This is a genomic window from Cellvibrionales bacterium, from assembly GCA_016713115.1.
Classification (GTDB): Bacteria; Pseudomonadota; Gammaproteobacteria; order Pseudomonadales; family UBA7239; genus UBA7239.
Map to the genome: position 1 here is coordinate 2,185,970 of JADJPU010000001.1, position 17,073 is coordinate 2,203,042.

The window sequence follows — 17,073 nt, forward strand, 5'->3', positions numbered from 1 at the left end:
AGAAAAGCGTGCTGGAGAGTTGATATGGCCAAAAGTGGCGACGACGGCAAACTGCTGTATTGCTCGTTCTGTGGCAAAAGCCAACACGAGGTAAAAAAGCTGATTGCAGGTCCTTCCGTATTCATCTGTGATGAATGTGTGGATTTGTGCAACGACATCATTCGTGAAGAGATCCAAGAAAGCGCGGCAGAAACTGGCAGTGAAAAACTGCCTACGCCTTTGGAAATCAAAGAAACGCTGGATCAATATGTCATTGGTCAGCAAAAAGCGAAAAAAATTCTCGCCGTAGCGGTGTACAACCACTACAAACGCTTGCGTGCGGGCGGTAATAAGAAAGAAGGCGATGTCGAGCTGGGCAAGAGCAACATCCTGATGGTTGGGCCTACCGGCAGTGGTAAAACTCTGCTGGCGGAAACACTGGCGCGTTTGCTGGATGTGCCGTTCACTATCGCGGATGCCACCACACTGACCGAAGCGGGCTATGTCGGTGAAGATGTCGAAAATATCATCCAGAAGTTGTTGCAGAAGTGCGATTACGATGTGGAAAAAGCACAGATCGGTATCGTGTATATCGACGAGATCGACAAAATTTCGCGCAAGTCAGATAACCCTTCCATAACCCGCGATGTGTCCGGCGAGGGCGTACAGCAGGCGCTGTTGAAACTGATCGAGGGCACTGTAGCTTCTGTGCCGCCGCAGGGTGGACGCAAGCATCCGCAGCAAGAATTCTTACAGGTGGATACGCGCAACATCCTGTTTATTTGCGGCGGTGCGTTTGCCGGTTTGGACAAAGTAATTCGCGATCGCTTTGAGAAAGGCGGCATTGGTTTCAGCGCAGAAATCAAAAGTAAAGACAGCAGCAAGAATGTTGGCGAATCTCTGCGCGAGTTGGAGCCAGAAGATTTGGTGCGCTATGGCTTGATTCCAGAGTTCGTCGGTCGTTTGCCAATTATCGCCACACTGGAGGAGTTGGATGAAGAAGCGCTGATCAGCATCCTGACTGAGCCGCGTAATTCATTAACAAAACAGTATGCGCGCTTGTTTGAGATGGAGAATGTCGAAATCGACTTCCGTGAAGATGCTCTGCGTGCCGTTGCCAAGAAAGCCATGGAGCGCAAGACGGGCGCTCGTGGCCTGCGTTCCATCCTTGAAAATGTGTTGTTAGACACCATGTACAAACTGCCGTCTGAGAAAGATGTTTGCAAAGTGGTAATTGATGAGCCGGTGATTCGCGGTGATTCAGAGCCGCTGCTGGTGTATCAATCTGTTGAGCCGCCGAAGCTGAGCAAAGCAGCATCAGATGAATAATCACAACGCGTTGTGATGAAAAAAGGGCGGCCAATTGGTCGCCTTTTTTTTGGTTTTTTTCTTGGTTTGTGGGCTAGACTGTACGGAGCGTTCTCTTAAATTACTGTGTTGCTTTGGAGGAATAAATGAGCCAATCGCTGGTGTTGCCGCTGTTACCGTTGCGCGATGTGGTGGTGTATCCGCACATGGTGATTCCGCTGTTTGTCGGTCGCGACAAATCCATCAAAGCATTAGAGCGTGCCATGGCTGCCGATAAACAAGTGATGTTGGTGGCACAGCGCGATGCCGCTGCTGACGCACCCTCGGCTGGAGATTTGTATGCAGTGGGCACCGTGGTCACGGTATTGCAATTGTTTAAATTGCACGACGATACCGTCAAAGTTTTGGTAGAAGGTGGTGCGCGCGCCACGATTCAACAGCTACAAGATGTGGGCGGTTATTTTGCGGTAGAAATTGAAAAATTTAGTGAGCCACCTTTGGCTACACACATGGCTGAACCGCTGACTGCAATCTTGCTAAAACAATTTGAAGAATTCGCCACGCTCAGTAAGAAGATTCCCCCCGAAACCTTGGGGGGCTTGGCTGCCATCGATGAATTGGGACGATTGGTGGACACGATGACCACCCATATGCCGCTGAGCATTGAGCAGAAGCAGAGCTTGTTAGAAATGGCTGATCCATTGGAGCGTGCGGAGCATTTGTTGGGCTTGCTCGAAAAAGAAATGGATTTATTTCACATGGAGAAGCGTATCCGCGGGCGTGTGAAAAAACAGATGGAACGCAGCCAGCGTGAGTACTACCTCAATGAACAGATGAAGGCGATTCAGAAAGAGTTAGGTAACGCAGAAACCGGCAATGAAGTCGATGATATCGAAAAGAAAATTGTCGCAGCTAAGATGTCACCTGAAGCAGAAGAAAAAACGCGCCGTGAATTATCAAAGTTGAAAATGATGTCGCCGATGTCGGCAGAAGCCTCCGTGGTGCGCAGTTTTATCGACTGGATGACATCCTTGCCTTGGAATAAGCAAACGCGCTTGCGCCATGATTTACAGCGCGCAGAAGACATTCTGAACCAAGACCACTACGGCTTGGAGGAAGTAAAAGAGCGCATTCTCGAATATCTGGCAGTACAGCAACGCGTAAAAAAATTGCGCGGCTCGGTGTTGTGTTTGGTGGGGCCGCCAGGGGTTGGTAAAACTTCACTGGGAGAATCCATAGCGCGTGCTACGAATCGCAAGTTTGTGCGTATGGCTTTGGGCGGTGTGCGCGACGAAGCAGAAATTCGTGGCCATCGCCGCACTTATATTGGCTCTATGCCGGGAAAGTTGCTACAAAAACTGGCAAAGGTAGAAGTGAATAACCCGCTGTTTTTGTTTGATGAAATCGACAAAATTGGCATGGATCATCGCGGTGATCCTGCATCTGCTTTGTTGGAAGTGTTGGATCCCGAACAAAACAGTTCGTTCAATGATCATTACTTGGAAGTGGATTACGATCTATCCAATGTTATGTTTATCTGCACAGCCAATTCGATGAATATTCCCGGTCCGTTATTGGATCGTATGGAAATTATTCGCATCCCGGGCTACACAGAAGATGAAAAACTCAATATCGCTAAACGCTATTTGATTCCAAAACAATTTAAGGCCAATGGTTTGGATCAGGGTGAGTGTGAAATTGCGGATGAAGCGATTCGAGACATCGTGCGTTTCTATACTCGCGAAGCAGGCGTGCGCGGTTTGGAGCGTCAGTTGGCAAAAATCTGTCGTAAGGTGGTGAAGTCCCACGGCGCGCGCAAGTCAGGTGCGATCAAGCATGTGACGGTAGATAGCGCCAATTTGGAGCTTTATTCTGGTGTGCGTAAATTTAGCTTCGGCCGCGCGGAAGAGGAGAGCAAAGTCGGGCAGGTCACAGGCTTGGCTTGGACGCAAGTGGGCGGTGAGTTGCTGACCATCGAGTCTGCGGCTGTAAAAGGCAAAGGTGCCATCGTGAAGACAGGTTCTTTGGGCGATGTGATGCAGGAGTCGATTCAGGCGGCGCTCACTGTGGTGCGCAGTCGCTCACAGACATTGGGCGTACCGGCGAACTTTCACGAGAAATTCGATCTGCATATCCATGTGCCAGAAGGTGCCACGCCGAAAGACGGCCCTAGTGCGGGTATCGCGATGTGCACGGCGATAGTGTCGGTGCTGACCAATATCCCCGTGCGCGCCGATGTGGCGATGACGGGCGAGATTACTCTGCGCGGGCAAGTCCTGCCTATCGGTGGGTTAAAAGAAAAGCTGCTGGCGGCGCATCGCGGTGGCATTCGTACAGTGATCATTCCACAAGAAAACGAGCGGGATTTGAAAGAAATACCAGACAATATCAAAGACGAGCTGGTGATTAAGCCGGTGAAGTGGATTGATGATGTACTGGCTATTGCACTGCAATATCTGCCTGAGCCATTGACTGACGCGGAGTATGCCGAGACCGCTGCTGCAGAAGAAGCAAGTGTTGGCAAGAAAAAAATAGAGCGAGTCAGCACACATTAAGCGGATTGACAGCGAAAATATTCGACGAATATCGCGGTTTTGTGAAAGTTGGCTTGACCCTTGGCAGTGGCAAGGGTATAAAACCTGCCCTCGTAAGCCGTAGGCGTAGTTTGTAGCTTGGGTATTTTTGACAAGCTATAGGCAACAGGGAGCTGCGAGTGAACTGGTCGGCCGCCGACCCGCTTCCTGCCACCCAGACAAAATTTCAATGGAATACAACCAAGGGGTTTCTCGTGAATAAAACTGATTTGATCGACGCAATTGCAACAGCAGCTGATTGCCAAAAGCGGCCGCTGGCCGTGCACTGGATGCGGTTATTGATAGCATCACCCAAGCACTGAAAAACAATGACCAAGTAACACTGGTCGGTTTTGGTACTTTTGCTGTTAAAGAGCGTGCTGCTCGTACTGGTCGCAACCCTAAGACAGGTGAAGCGCTGGAAATTAAAGCGTCTAAACAGCCTGGATTTAAGCCTGGTAAAGCATTGAAAGATGCTCTGAATTGAGTCTAGCTTTCATGCATAACCTGCTGAAATAACGCAGGAAATTCGAAAAAAGGCGCATAAAAATGCGCCTTTTTTTGTTACCATGCTGCATCCTTTGATAGTGAGGCTCGTATGATCGGAGCAATGCGTGAAAAAATGCAGGGCGTTTTTGCCACTGTGATAATTGGTTTTATTTGCGTGATTTTTGCACTCTTTGGCGCGGACGCATTTTTTAGTGGCGGTGGACAAGCTAAAGCACCATTGTCCGTAGATGGCACCGATATCAGCGAGCAACAGATCAATCATAATCACCACTGCGCGTGAACGCTACAGTGAGATGTTTAAGGGAAAAATAGATCCATCTTTCCTCTCTGATCAAATGTTGCGTGAGCCGGCGATTGAGTCTTTGATCAACCGTGCGGTACTGGCTAAGCAGGTTAGCGTGATGAAAATGGCGGCAGCACCTGATGCCATTGATCGTGAAATTGTACGCAATCCAGAATTTAGCCAAGACGGAAAAAATTTTGATCCAGGTTTTTTCAAAAGTAAATTGAGCAGCGTGGGCATGACACCGGCGATTTATCGTTCACGCTTAAACGATGCATTAGTAACAGAGCAACTGCAGCGCGGTATTGCAGAAACGGCATTTACAACAGATAGACAAGTGGCTGCTGCTGTTGCTCTGTCAGAGCAAAGCAGAAGTTTTGAATATTTGTTATTGGACGAGAAAGCTGCAACTAACAGCATCCAGCCTGATGAAAAAGCAGTTGAGCAGTATTTTAAAGATCATGCTGACGAGTTTATGACGGAAGAAACTGTCACTCTTGAATATCTTGATCTGAATAAGGTAGCGCTGGGACATAGTGCGCCGGTGGAAGAAGTCGACTTAAAAGCAGCGTATGAAAAAGAGGCTGCAGCTTTTAAACCATCCCCTGAGCGACAGGCAGCGCATATTTTGGTGGAAGAGAAACCAGATGGCTCAGAGAAAACCAAACTAGATACCATCATGAAAAAACTGAAAGCGGGCGAAAGCTTTGCGGATGTCGCTAAAAAGTATTCTGATGATAAAGAATCTGCTGTGATGGGTGGTGATGTGGGCGTAAGTGCTGGCAATGTATTTGAGCCAGAGTTTGAGGCGGCATTGGCGGCGTTGATCAAGGTGGGCGATTTTTCTGAGCCGGTAAAAACGCGTTACGGCTATCATGTTATCAAACTGCTGGATCAAAAAAATACGGTATTTCCTTCGTTTGCTGAGCGCAAGGCTGCACTACAGGAGCAGTTGTCCCATGCAAAAGTAGATGCGGATTACACAGAAAAGCTGAATCAAATGACCGACAGTACCTACAGTGCGGGCGATCTGGTTGGGCCGGCAGCGGATCTCAATATGCAAGTGCAAAAAACAGAAGCATTTGGTCGTCGCGGCGGTAAAGGGATTGCAGGTCAACAAAAAGTGATTGATGCTGCTTTCTCGGAAGATTTGCTCGATTCAGGAAAAAACAGTCAGGTGATTGAATTGTCAGCGGATCGTGCAGTCGTTGTGCGCGTGGCGGAGCACCAATTGCCTAAGCCAAAAGATTTGGCACTGGTCAGAGATGACATTATTAGCAACATCAAGAAAACACAGGCGGCCAATCAGCTAAAAACGCAGGCTGACGCTATTCGTCAGCGTGTGATTGAAGGAGAATCGATGAGTGCTGTGGCAAGTAAGGAAAAATTGTCGCGTCTGCTTTTAGAAAATCAAAAAAATAATGCAAATGGAGTGGGTGCAGAATTGGTGGCGCGAGCATTTCAGTTGAGTGGTCAGTCTTCTGCGGCTACGGCTACAGAAGCATTCCAAATGACCAATGGTGATTGGGCGGTTGTGCATTTGTTGGCAATCAATAATCCACAACTTGATACAAACAGTGCTGAATACAAAGCGGTATTAGAGCGAATGAATACTAGCGTGGGTGGTGAAGAGTATTCGCTGTATCAACAGGCGCTGCGTCAATCGGCGAAAGTTGAAAAAAGAACTGCTGTCACATCAACGGTTGAAAACAAAGAGAGTAGTGAACAGCAATAAGCGTTTGTTCAAAACAATCCGCTTGCATTCGCGCAGGGTGGGGCTGTGAAAATACGAGCAAAGCTGACCAATAAACACTGGCAAACGGTAGCCGCGCTGCTGGATGCGAGGGTTTTGCTTTTGCTTTTCGTATTCTTTTTTTTGCTGCTGGGTGCAAAAACCACAGCAACAGGGCTGCCGGCTTTTAGTGGAATTGACAACACGCTATTCCGAATAGGTGCTCGCTTACAGGGGCGCATGGGGGATGTCAGTAACGCATCTGTACGCATCGATGTGCCGCGTGCGGACATGCAAAGTTTTCTGCATGATCCTGCCAGTGCAGTAAATATGATGAGTTTCCTCACGCGCCTGCAGGCCAGTAGTATGAAAGGCTCTGCTTTGGTTTTGCATGATGTGCTATGGAATCAGTACGGTTTTAATGATCTGACAGAGCATACACAGAACTCGGATTTTGCGACTGCTTCGGCGTCTTTTCGTGCGATGGCCGACAGAATGTCTACCTATCGTTCACTGCTTGCAAACGAGCGTGTGATACGCACAAAAGTTATTGATGATTATGCTGTTCGTGCAAAGATTCTTATGGCTAGCAAGGCGCTACCGGTATTGTCTGCAGAACAAACACAATTTGTCGGTATTACTGCGCCGCAAGCGCAGCACGGTGCATTGGGGCGACCTTTATTGTGGCGCGGTGAAAATGCTGTCCGGTATGATGCGCGACTAGCCTTGTTTTCTTTGCAACAAAATGTGCGCAGCCCGGAGTGGTTGCCTGCGCAGGGCATCAAAATGCAAGGGATTGTGATTCCGGCTTCGCCAGCTTCTGAAGTGCTGCCTTTCTTTTCTGTTGATAATGGATTTTCTGTGCCCGCGGCTATCCGCTATCCATTATCCGCAGTACTTGATCAATCGGCGTTGCGTGTGCTGCAAAACAAAATTGTGGTGATCGGCGAAGAAGGTGATTTAGACGCAGATGATTTATTACTCAGTGTGGCGAGTCTTGAAAATGCCAGTTTTGCTACACCATTTCGCAGCTATTTGTTGCTGCACTTGTGTGTGGCCTTGAGTATCGCCCTCTATTTATTTGCTTTGCCATTGTTGAGTGTGCGTTGGGGAGCTTTGCTATCAGTACTAATGGCTGTCGCTCTAGTGCTGGCGCAGCAAATTGTGTTCAGCGTACACCGAGAATGGTTTCCCATCTCGCAGTGGTTAATATTCTTATTGTCAGGGCATGCCCTCGTATTTTTATGGTGTGTAAAGCGTTCTTTTGAAGGTGAGCGAATCATTATCACTTCAACAGAAAAACAAGCTGCTCACTCTGCATCCACGCTTGTGCCAACAAGCATGTCACGCACAGTAAAAAGTAAGTCATCATTTTTAGAAAAATTGCAGCGTAAAAAACAGATACCACAGCGAATTCAGCCATCGATGGAAGGTTCGGCAGCGGTGTTGGATTTTGAAGACTCTACGATTATTGCAAAAGCGCGTGATCGTCAACGCACAGACGCTATTGCGCCGCCACGAAGCACATCGGCGCGACAACACTTAGGGCGCTATCAGATATTGCGAGAATTGGGTCGCGGCGCCATGGGCGTGGTGTATTTGGGTTTTGATCCCACGATTTCACGGCAAGTTGCGATAAAAACACTACATTACGATCAGTTTGATGCCTCAGAACTACCCAATATCAAAGAGCGATTTTTTCGTGAAGCTGCGGCTGTTGGCCAACTGCGGCATCCCAATATTGTGACTATTTACGATGCTGGTGAAGAGCCTGGCTTGGCGTATATCGCAATGGATTTTGTTGATGGCGTAGCTTTATCTGAGCATACGCGCAAGGATAGTTTGTTGAGTGTGGAGTTGGTGTACTACATCATGGCCATGGCTGCGGATGCCGTGTATCACGCACATAAACAAAACATTATTCATCGCGATATTAAGCCGAGCAATATTTTGTACGATGAAAAAACCAACGAAGTCAAAGTGGCAGATTTTGGTATTGCGCGCATCATGGATGGATCGGCAACACGCACGCGCACAGGCGATTTGTTAGGTAGTCCTTTGTATATGTCACCCGAGCAAATTCGTGGCGAACAGGTGAGTCACTACACGGATATTTTTAGCTTGGGTGTAACTTTCTATCAGCTATTAACCGGTGAGTTGCCTTTCAAAGCCGACAATATTGCTAATCTCACTTTTCAAATTGTGCAGTGTAAATTCAAGCCTGTTGATGAGGTGCGTCCGGGTTTGCCAGCCAGCGCCAAGCGTATCATCAATAAAGCTTTGCAAAAAAATCCTGCGAATCGTTATGAGTCCGCCAGTGATATGCAGCTTGCTCTACATGAAGCGTATAAGCGTGATTTTTCATAATTCATGGGCGGCCAGCAGTGAAGACACAGTGGGTTGTCTCTGATCTAGCTAAAGAGCTTGGATTGGCGCAAAGCTTTGCGTCAATGGATAATTGCCTCGCTCTAAAGGGAAAGCAGGTTAGCAAAGGGCCTAGCAATACCGTTACGCTACACGAGGCGAATGGGCAGGCGTTTTATATGAAACGCTTTGTGCCAGGTAAGCGTCGCGTGCGGAAATACTTCGTGCGTTCGCGTGTGCGAGCAGAATGGGAGCACCTGCTCTGGTTTCAAAAACAAGGTATAGATACGCCGAAAATATTGGCGTATGGCGAAGAATATCACTCGGGTAAATTTCAGCGCGGTGTGTTGGTGACTTTGGCGCTGCATGGCGCTAAGGATATGGAAAGCCTAGCTAAACATAAAAGTCCGCTGATTTTTGAGCGAGATAAGTTCAGAGCTATTGCCGGAAAAGTGGCAAAATTTACTAAGGTTATGCATAGCAAGAAATTTACACATAACGATTTGGATTGGAGAAACATACTCGTCACGGATGAAATGGATGTTTATTTTTTTGATTGCCCTGGCGGCCGTTTTTGGGTGTGGCCGTTTTTGGAGTATCGCATTATTAAGGATTTGTCACATTTAGATAAAATTGCCAGAGAGTGCATTCCTTTGCGTTGGCGCTTGTGGTTTTACAAGCAGTACACAGGAAGAAAAAAGCTCAATAAAACAGACAGAGAGCGTCTGAAAAAGATTGCGCGTTATTACGATGGAAGATAAATACTGCATTGATAGATGCATGTAACAAGGAAGCCACGGAGGGTTTCATTGTGTTTAACAATCTTGCTATTGCATTTGTTATTGGTGCGCTATTGGCGCTGTTTTGTGATTCTCTGTTGTCGCAGGCTGTTTTAGTTGCGCTTTCTTTGTTGGTGGTTCTTTGTTTTCTTGCAGGGTGGAGGCGGTTGCAGGTTGTTGGGTGTTTTGCATTGGGTTTTACATGGGCGGTAATTTATAGTCAGTATGTTCTTTCGCAGTGGTTGCCGGCTGAACAGGAAGGGCAATCTATACTGGTTACCGGTTATATTGAGGACTTTCCGCGTGCGACAGATGATGGCTGGCAATTGGATTTTCATGCAGAAGAATTCAAGGGAAAGCTGAGATTAACTACACGCGATCTTCAGGATGAAAACTTTCCTGATTTTTCCTGCCGCTACCGCTTGCGCGTAAAATTAAAACAGCCGCGTGGATTGTTAAATTTTAATCAATACGATTATCAGGCTTGGCTGTTGCAGGCTGGCTATCGCGCAACAGGCTATATTCAGGCAGTAGAGACCTGTGAAGCCTTTCAGGCAGATATTTTTTTGCGCTTGCGAGAAGCTGTTGATCAAGCCATAAAAAACGCCAAACTAAGTGATTACGCCGGAAGCACTTTGTCTGCGTTATTGATTGGTAATTATGCCGATATAGACAGCATGCAATGGCGTGTGTTGCGCGATAGTGGGACGATACATTTGCTCTCGGTTTCAGGCTTGCACATTGTTTTGGTGGTTGTGCTATTCCATTTTCTATTTAAGCGCTTGGTGTGTTTGATGGTGTTTCCGCTGCGTTATTGGCCTGCGGATCTGTGGGCGAGTGTTTTCGCTTTGGCTTTTGCTGTTTTTTATGCGTTGATGACTGGATTTTCCGTGGCAACCCAGCGCTCGCTGATTATGGTGACGGTGGCTGTGTTGCAGCGGATTGTCTATGGAAAGTTCCAACTGAAGTTTATTTTTCTGATGTCGTTGGTGTTGGTGGTAATTGCCAATCCATTGTCCATGTTGTCCGTCAGTTTTTGGTTTACCTTTGTGGCAACGGCGGTGTTATTGCTGGCGAGTCACACAGTCTCTCCATTGCGTTCATCTTGGTTGCATCGTTATGTGGCAGAGCCATTTCGCTTGCACCTCATTATGTTTGTCGTGATGCTGCCGGTGTTGCTATATGTCTATGGCAAGGTTTCTCTGTTATCGCTGCCCATGAATATTATCGCTGTGCCGTGGGTGAGTTTTGTATCGCTTCCCTGTGGTTTTGCCGCTTTGGCTTTGATGCCGGTATCTGCAGCGTTTTCAAATAAGTTGCTGCAATTATCGGCGTGGTCTTTGGATGTTTATTGGACAGCCATGCAGTGGGTTGTTGAAAGTTTTTCTGAATGGCAATGGCAGTTAGGTGGCGTCAGCCTGACGGTTCTACTGTTGTTGATGGCTTGTGTTGGTTCGCTCTGTTTTTTTTCTTTCCAGCTTCACTGGCGGATTTTTTGTCTATTGCTTTGTGTGCCATTGTTGTTTTCATCGAGTATTGATTTGCCAGAGAAAACAGTGGAAGTGCAGGTGTTGGATGTGGGCCAAGGTTTGGCGGTGGTTGTGCGCACTGCGACGCATTTTATGGTTTTTGATGCAGGCGATAAACATTCAGAAAGATTTGATGCGGGGAGGATATTGTCGCAACCGCACTTAGAAATATGCGTGCTAGGCGAATTAATATGTTGGTGATTAGTCACGCACATGGTGACCATGCTGGTGGGAGGCATGGTTTGTTGGATGAGATCGCTGCGTTACAGAAGTGGTCTGGTTCATCTGAGCAGTTGGGGAATGACGAGGGTTATCTTCCTTGTAATGGCGGTATGCACTGGCGTTGGGATGGTGTAGATTTTAGAGTTTTGTATCCCATCAATAAGAATGAAAATATAGCCAACAACGAAAATAACAACAGTTGTGTGATTCAGATTGATGCAGGTGGCAAGCGATTATTGCTGACAGGTGATATTGAAAAGCAGTCAGAACAGCAGCTGTTAAATGCCAATATTGATTTGCAGGCAAATGTTTTGGTATCACCACATCACGGTAGCAAGACATCGTCGTCATCATCTTTTTTGTCTGCGGTGAATGCAGGGATAGTTATTGTGAGTTCGGGTTATAAAAATCGATTTCATCATCCTGCGAAGATAGTACAGGAACGCTATCAGCACTTTGGAATGACTATGCTGAATACTGCTGAGGTGGGTGCAGTAAAAATACGCTTGACAGATATGGACATCGACATAGAAAAAGCACTGTGTGTGCAGCGAACTTTCTGGCGTGAACAAAGATACAATGCGCACTGTTCTCAGTAGTTGATTTCTGCATGATTGTTTTAACGGACATTAGCTTACAGCGCGGCACACAAACACTGCTGGAAAAAGCGTCTTTGCGCATCAACCCTGGCCAACATATCGGTATTACTGGGCGCAATGGCTGTGGAAAATCCAGCTTGTTCCAATTGCTGCAAGGTGAGATTCAGTTGGAAGCAGGGTCACTGTCTGTGCCGCCTAATTGGCGTTTGGCGCATATGGCGCAAGAAGTGTCGTCCAGTGATAGAACGGCATTGGATTATGTTTTGGATGGTGACAAAGACCTGCGGCGCGTGCAGCAAGCTATTGCAGATGCAGAGAATAAACACGACAACAATGCACTGGCGCATGCTTATGCCGAGTTGGAGGCTTTGCACGGTTACGATGCGCACTATCGCGCTGAGCAGTTGTTGCATGGCTTAGGTTTTTTGCAGGCGCAATGCCATCTGCCGGTAAACAGTTTCTCGGGTGGTTGGCGTATTCGTTTGAATCTCGCACAGGCGTTAATTTCGCGTTCTGATTTGTTATTGTTGGATGAGCCGACCAACCACTTGGATTTGGAGGCGACGCTGTGGTTGGAGCAGTGGCTAAAGTCTTATACGGGAACATTATTGATTATCTCGCACGACCGAGAATTCTTAGACAATGTGGTGGATGGCATTGTCCATGTTGAAAATCAGCAGCTCAATTATTATCGCGGAAATTATTCCAGCTTTGAAAAAATGCGTGCGATGCGTTTGGCAGAAACACAGGCCTCGTATGACAAGCAGCAGCGCCGCATGGCCGAGATTGAAGATTTCGTGCGTCGCTTTCGCGCCAAAGCTTCCAAAGCCAAACAAGCGCAAAGCCGTATCAAAGAGCTGGAGCGCATGGAGGTAATTTCACTGGCGCATGTAGATTCTCCTTTTCATTTTGTCTTTCGCGACAGTGAAAAAATTTCATCGCCGTTACTGGTGCTGCGTGACGCGAATATAGGTTACGGTGAAAAAATGCTACTCAATAAAGTGCATGTCAATTTACAACCAGGTGCGCGTATTGGTTTGTTGGGCGTAAACGGTGCGGGTAAATCAACGCTGATTAAAGCCTTGGTGGGTGATTTGCCGCTGCTGTCCGGTGAGCGTGTGGCAGGCGAGCATTTGGCTGTCGGCTACTTCGCACAGCATCAGCTGGAGGCGCTGGACATGAACGCCAGCGCGTTATTGCATATACAGCGCATATCGCCAGACGCTTCGGAGCAAACCATACGCAATTTTCTTGGCAGCTTTGATTTTCATGCTGATAAAGCCTTGGAACCTATCGAGCCATTTTCTGGTGGTGAAAAAGCACGCTTGGCTCTGGCCATGGTGGTGTGGCAGCGTCCCAATTTGTTATTGTTGGATGAGCCAACCAACCACTTGGATTTGGAAATGCGCGAGGCGCTAACGGAGGCGTTGTTGGGGTACAGTGGTGCCCTAGTGGTAATTTCGCACGATCGTCATTTATTGCGCAACAGCGTAGATGAATTTTGGCGTGTGCATGATGGTGAAGTGTCGGAGTTTGATGGCACCTTGGAAGACTATCATCGGCAACTGAGCAAGCAGAATAGCGCGGAGGCCGTTGAGAAAAAAAGCGCTGCCAATGCCGTGCAAGATAAGAAAACGCAGCGGCAGGAGTCTGCGCAGTTGCGACAAGCATTAGCTCCTTTGCGTAAACGCGCTGGTGAGTTGGAGAAAAATATTGCTGGAAAACAGAAAAAATTAGCGGATATTGAACAGGCGCTTTCTGACTCTGCCTTGTACGAGGCAGAGAAGAAATCACAACTGCAAAAAGCGCTGGAAGAGCAGGGCACTTTGCGCAAACAGATTGAAGATTGGGAAGTGGAGTGGTTTAATATTCAAGAACAGTTGGAAAATAACAGTTAAGAATGGTAACGGGAGAATATGATGATGAATACAGGGCTGAACAAATGCTTCTCAAAAGCAGAATTAAATGGTCTGTCTTTGCGCAATCGCATCATTAAAGCAGGAACTTTTGAAGGAAAAACACCGCAAGGTTTACCATCCGCAGATTTAACAGAATTGCATCGTCGCATAGGCGAGGGTGGCGCAGGCATGACAACAATTGCCTACTGTGCTGCAGAAAATAATGGTCGCCTGCATGCAGACATGATGTACATGGACGAATATGTGCGTGAACCTTTGTCACAAACGATTGCCACCATCAAAACAACAGGTGCCAAAGTTTCTGGGCAGTTGTCGCATGCAGGTGCCATGACAAAAAATTCAGAAATGGATGGCTGGATAGCGAAAAGTGCATCGTTCGGCCCCAACTTATTGGGCATGGCTTACGGTCGTTTTCTGGCGCTAGGTATGACGCGACCGCAATTGCGCGAACGCGCACAAGTGATGGCGCGCGCAGCGGCATTTATGCGCTCAGTGGGTTTTGATGCCATCGAAATTCATTTTGGTCACGGTTACGGTTTAAGCCAGTTTATGTCACCAATTACCAATCGACGCAGTGATGAATACGGCGGTAGTGTGGTAAATCGCATGCGTTTTCCGCTGGAAGTATTAGCAGCAGTGCGCAAAGCCGTGGGCAATGATTTTCCTCTGTTGGGAAAGATTAGCATGTCGGACGGCATACGCAGTGGAACCACTTATGAACAATCATTGGAAATGGCCGGCATGTTGGATGATGCGGGTTTGGATTGCATTATTCCCAGTGATGGCACGAGCTCCATGAATCCGATGATGATTTTTCAAGGTGACAGTATTCAGCCAGGTTTGATCGAACATGAAACCAATCCACTGATGAAAGTGGCGTTGAAAGCCATCGGCGGAAAACTGTTCCGCCATTATCCTTATCACGAAACCTATTTATTGGAAAATGCCTTGCGCATACGCGAGCGCGTTAAAAAAGGCGCAGTGTGTTATGTGGGTGGTGTGGATAGTAATGCGGCCATTGAACGCGTAATGAATGGTGGTTTTGATTTTATCCAGCTCGGTAGACCACTGTTATTTGATCCGGATTTCGTGAAAAACGCGCAAGCCGATGCAAATTATGTGAATGGCTGCACGCACTGCAATCAATGTGCAGGTTTGATTGAAGCGCCGGGTGGTATTCGCTGCACGGTGCGTCAACCGTAAATATTAGTGATAAATACGCTGCACACGCGCAGAAACAGAAGTGAGTAGCTCGTAAGCAATGCTGCCAGCCGCGCGGGCGACTTCTGTTACCGAAACGGTGTTGCCCCATAGCTCCACATAATCGCCCATCAGTGGTTTGCTTGCTAAATCCGTGCAATCAATGGCGATGGTGTCCATGGATACTCGTCCTACCACTGGTGCGCGCTGCCCGTTAAATCCTACTGCGCTGTGGTTGAGTGCAGTGATGGGGTAGCCATCGGCATAACCGGCTGCGATAAAAGCGATACAAGAATCTTTTTCTGCGCGCCAGCGTTGGTTGTAGCCTGTGGTTTCGCCTGCAGGAATGATGCGTGTACCTATCACTTGCGCTTCTAATTGCATCACCGGCTGCAAAATTTGTGTTGAATTTTCTAAAGGGTTGATTCCGTACATCATCAAGCCTGGGCGCAACCAGCCACGATGCGCGGCAGGCCACGCCAAAATACCAGCAGAATTGGCGAGACTGTGATTGTTTAAAGTCAAATGGTTTGTGTGCTCTGCGTAGCATTGAATTTGTTTTTCTGTGGTATTTTTTTCTGGTTCATCGGCACAAGAAAAATGCGTCATGCCGATAATTTCACTACACCACGGTAAAGTGCGCAGTTGTTGAAAAGCGTTTGCATATTGCGTGGGATGAAAGCCGAGGCGGTGCATGCCGGAATCCATCTTCAACCAAAGATGGGTTTTATGTGCTGCGCAATAATTGTGTGCAGCCAGCAGTACGAGATGTGCAGGATCGTGCACCACAATATCCAGTTGCAGTGCAATGGCCTCAGTAAGTTCTGCGGCATTGCTCACGCCGCACATCAACATCAGACGACCTTGGTATTGTGCAGTGCGCAAAATTTTTGCTTCTTCCAAACGCGCAACAGCCAGTGCATCACTGTGCTGTGCCACGCTGGGCAGTAAACCCACCGCACCGTGACCGTAGGCATCTGCCTTCACAATAGCGAGAATGGGATTGCTAGGCGCTAGCTGGCGAATGTGGCTTAAATTGTGAGCAAGAGCAGCAGTGTTAATGATGGCGCGAGTTTTCATGTGTGCAACGATCAATGATTGGTTCCATGATACTGACTTGCTGCTAGACTGACGAGCGAAATACAAGCAGGAGCAGACAGAAATGTCGAAACACTTTGGCAGCAAACTGGTGATTGCGATTTCTTCGCGTGCCTTGTTTGATTTGGATGCCAGCCACGCCATTTATGAGCGTGAAGGCCTGGCTGCCTATGCTGCGCATCAGGTGGCCAACGAGGACAATCCGCTGCAACCCGGTGGTGCCTTTCCCTTGGTGCGCAAGCTACTGGCCATTAACGAACAGCTCGGTGGTGAGCCGCGCGTAGAAGTGATTCTGTTGTCGCGCAATACAGCCGATACGGGGTTGCGCATTTTTAATTCGATACAACATTACAAGCTACCCATTGTGCGCGCGGCGTTTTGCGGTGGGCATTCGCCGTATCCCTATGCCACCGCGTTTGGTTGCCATTTGTTTCTTTCAACTGAAGCAGAAGATGTGCGCTTGGCGCTGGAAAATGGTTTGGCGGCAGCGACTTTGTTGCCATCATCCAATCAGCAACAAGAGGGTGGTGAAATTCGTTTTGCGTTTGATGGTGATGCCGTTATTTTTTCTGATGAAGCTGAGCGCGTGTACAAAACGCGCGGTTTGGATGCGTTTGCCGCCAGTGAAAAAGCAGCCGCGCATGAACCTTTATCAGGTGGCCCATTCAAACCGTTTTTGCAGGCCTTGCAAAGTTTGCAAGCGGAATTTGCAAATGATACTTGCCCCATACGCACAGCCTTGGTGACAGCGCGTTCAGCGCCAGCACATGAAAGAGTGATCCGCACTTTGCGTGCGTGGCAAATTCGTATTGATGAGTCTTTGTTCCTCGGTGGTTTGGCAAAAGGTGAGTTTTTACGCGCTTATGGAGCCGATGTGTTTTTTGATGACCAACAGGGGCATTGCGATTCTGCCGCGCAACATGTACCCACTGGCCATGTGCCGCACGGTATTGCCAATGAATAAAACTTATCAAGAAA

General features: G+C 47.8%; 12 protein-coding genes and 1 pseudogene. 12 read left to right on the top strand and 1 reads right to left on the bottom strand.

All coding sequences use genetic code 11. The features are described from left to right. The first annotated feature begins 24 nt into the window (after positions 1-24). From clpX to IPK30_10845, 11 genes and pseudogenes are all read left to right on the top strand, one after another. On the top strand, positions 25-1,308 hold the full coding sequence (gene clpX / locus IPK30_10795; protein ID MBK8103731.1) for an ATP-dependent Clp protease ATP-binding subunit ClpX: 1,284 nt from the start codon (positions 25-27) through the stop codon (positions 1,306-1,308). Positions 1,309-1,433: 125 nt separating this feature from the next. Further along, positions 1,434-3,842, top strand: coding sequence for an endopeptidase La (gene lon / locus IPK30_10800; protein MBK8103732.1), 2,409 nt, complete (start codon positions 1,434-1,436; stop codon positions 3,840-3,842). Positions 3,843-4,075: 233 nt separating this feature from the next. Beyond that, positions 4,076-4,347, top strand: a pseudogene (locus IPK30_10805) (HU family DNA-binding protein). Between the two features lie 111 nt (positions 4,348-4,458). Beyond that, complete coding sequence (locus tag IPK30_10810; GenBank protein MBK8103733.1) at positions 4,459-4,650, top strand: SurA N-terminal domain-containing protein; 192 nt, start codon at positions 4,459-4,461, stop codon at positions 4,648-4,650. Positions 4,651-4,663: 13 nt separating this feature from the next. Continuing rightward, positions 4,664-6,388, top strand: coding sequence for a peptidylprolyl isomerase (locus IPK30_10815; protein MBK8103734.1), 1,725 nt, complete (start codon positions 4,664-4,666; stop codon positions 6,386-6,388). Between the two features lie 783 nt (positions 6,389-7,171). After that, on the top strand, positions 7,172-8,752 hold the full coding sequence (locus IPK30_10820) for a serine/threonine protein kinase (protein MBK8103735.1): 1,581 nt from the start codon (positions 7,172-7,174) through the stop codon (positions 8,750-8,752). Between the two features lie 83 nt (positions 8,753-8,835). After that, complete coding sequence (locus IPK30_10825; protein MBK8103736.1) at positions 8,836-9,510, top strand: heptose kinase; 675 nt, start codon at positions 8,836-8,838, stop codon at positions 9,508-9,510. 50 nt (positions 9,511-9,560) lie between these two features. After that, entirely contained in the window at positions 9,561-11,258 is a 1,698-nt protein-coding gene (locus IPK30_10830) for a ComEC/Rec2 family competence protein (GenBank protein MBK8103737.1), read from the top strand. Further along, positions 11,249-11,878: a hypothetical protein gene (locus IPK30_10835; protein ID MBK8103738.1), complete on the top strand. Its 630-nt coding sequence runs from the start codon at positions 11,249-11,251 to the stop codon at positions 11,876-11,878. Before IPK30_10830 ends, IPK30_10835 begins: the two co-directional genes overlap by 10 nt. A gap of 11 nt (positions 11,879-11,889) precedes the next feature. Then, the gene (locus IPK30_10840) at positions 11,890-13,776 is read left to right on the top strand and encodes an ATP-binding cassette domain-containing protein (GenBank protein MBK8103739.1); all 1,887 of its coding nucleotides are present in this window, start codon (positions 11,890-11,892) and stop codon (positions 13,774-13,776) included. A 24-nt stretch (positions 13,777-13,800) separates the two neighbouring features. Continuing rightward, the gene (locus IPK30_10845) at positions 13,801-15,000 is read left to right on the top strand and encodes an NADH:flavin oxidoreductase (GenBank protein MBK8103740.1); all 1,200 of its coding nucleotides are present in this window, start codon (positions 13,801-13,803) and stop codon (positions 14,998-15,000) included. A gap of 3 nt (positions 15,001-15,003) precedes the next feature. On the opposite strand, the gene alr is transcribed toward IPK30_10845, so the two are convergent. Beyond that, positions 15,004-16,077, bottom strand: a complete 1,074-nt coding sequence (gene alr, locus IPK30_10850; protein ID MBK8103741.1) for an alanine racemase — start codon at positions 16,075-16,077, stop codon at positions 15,004-15,006. An 82-nt stretch (positions 16,078-16,159) separates the two neighbouring features. On the opposite strand from alr, the gene IPK30_10855 reads away from it, so the two are divergent. Continuing rightward, a complete protein-coding gene (locus IPK30_10855) occupies positions 16,160-17,059 on the top strand; it encodes a 5'-nucleotidase (GenBank protein MBK8103742.1) in 900 nt (299 codons plus the stop codon). Positions 17,060-17,073 lie beyond the last annotated feature (14 nt).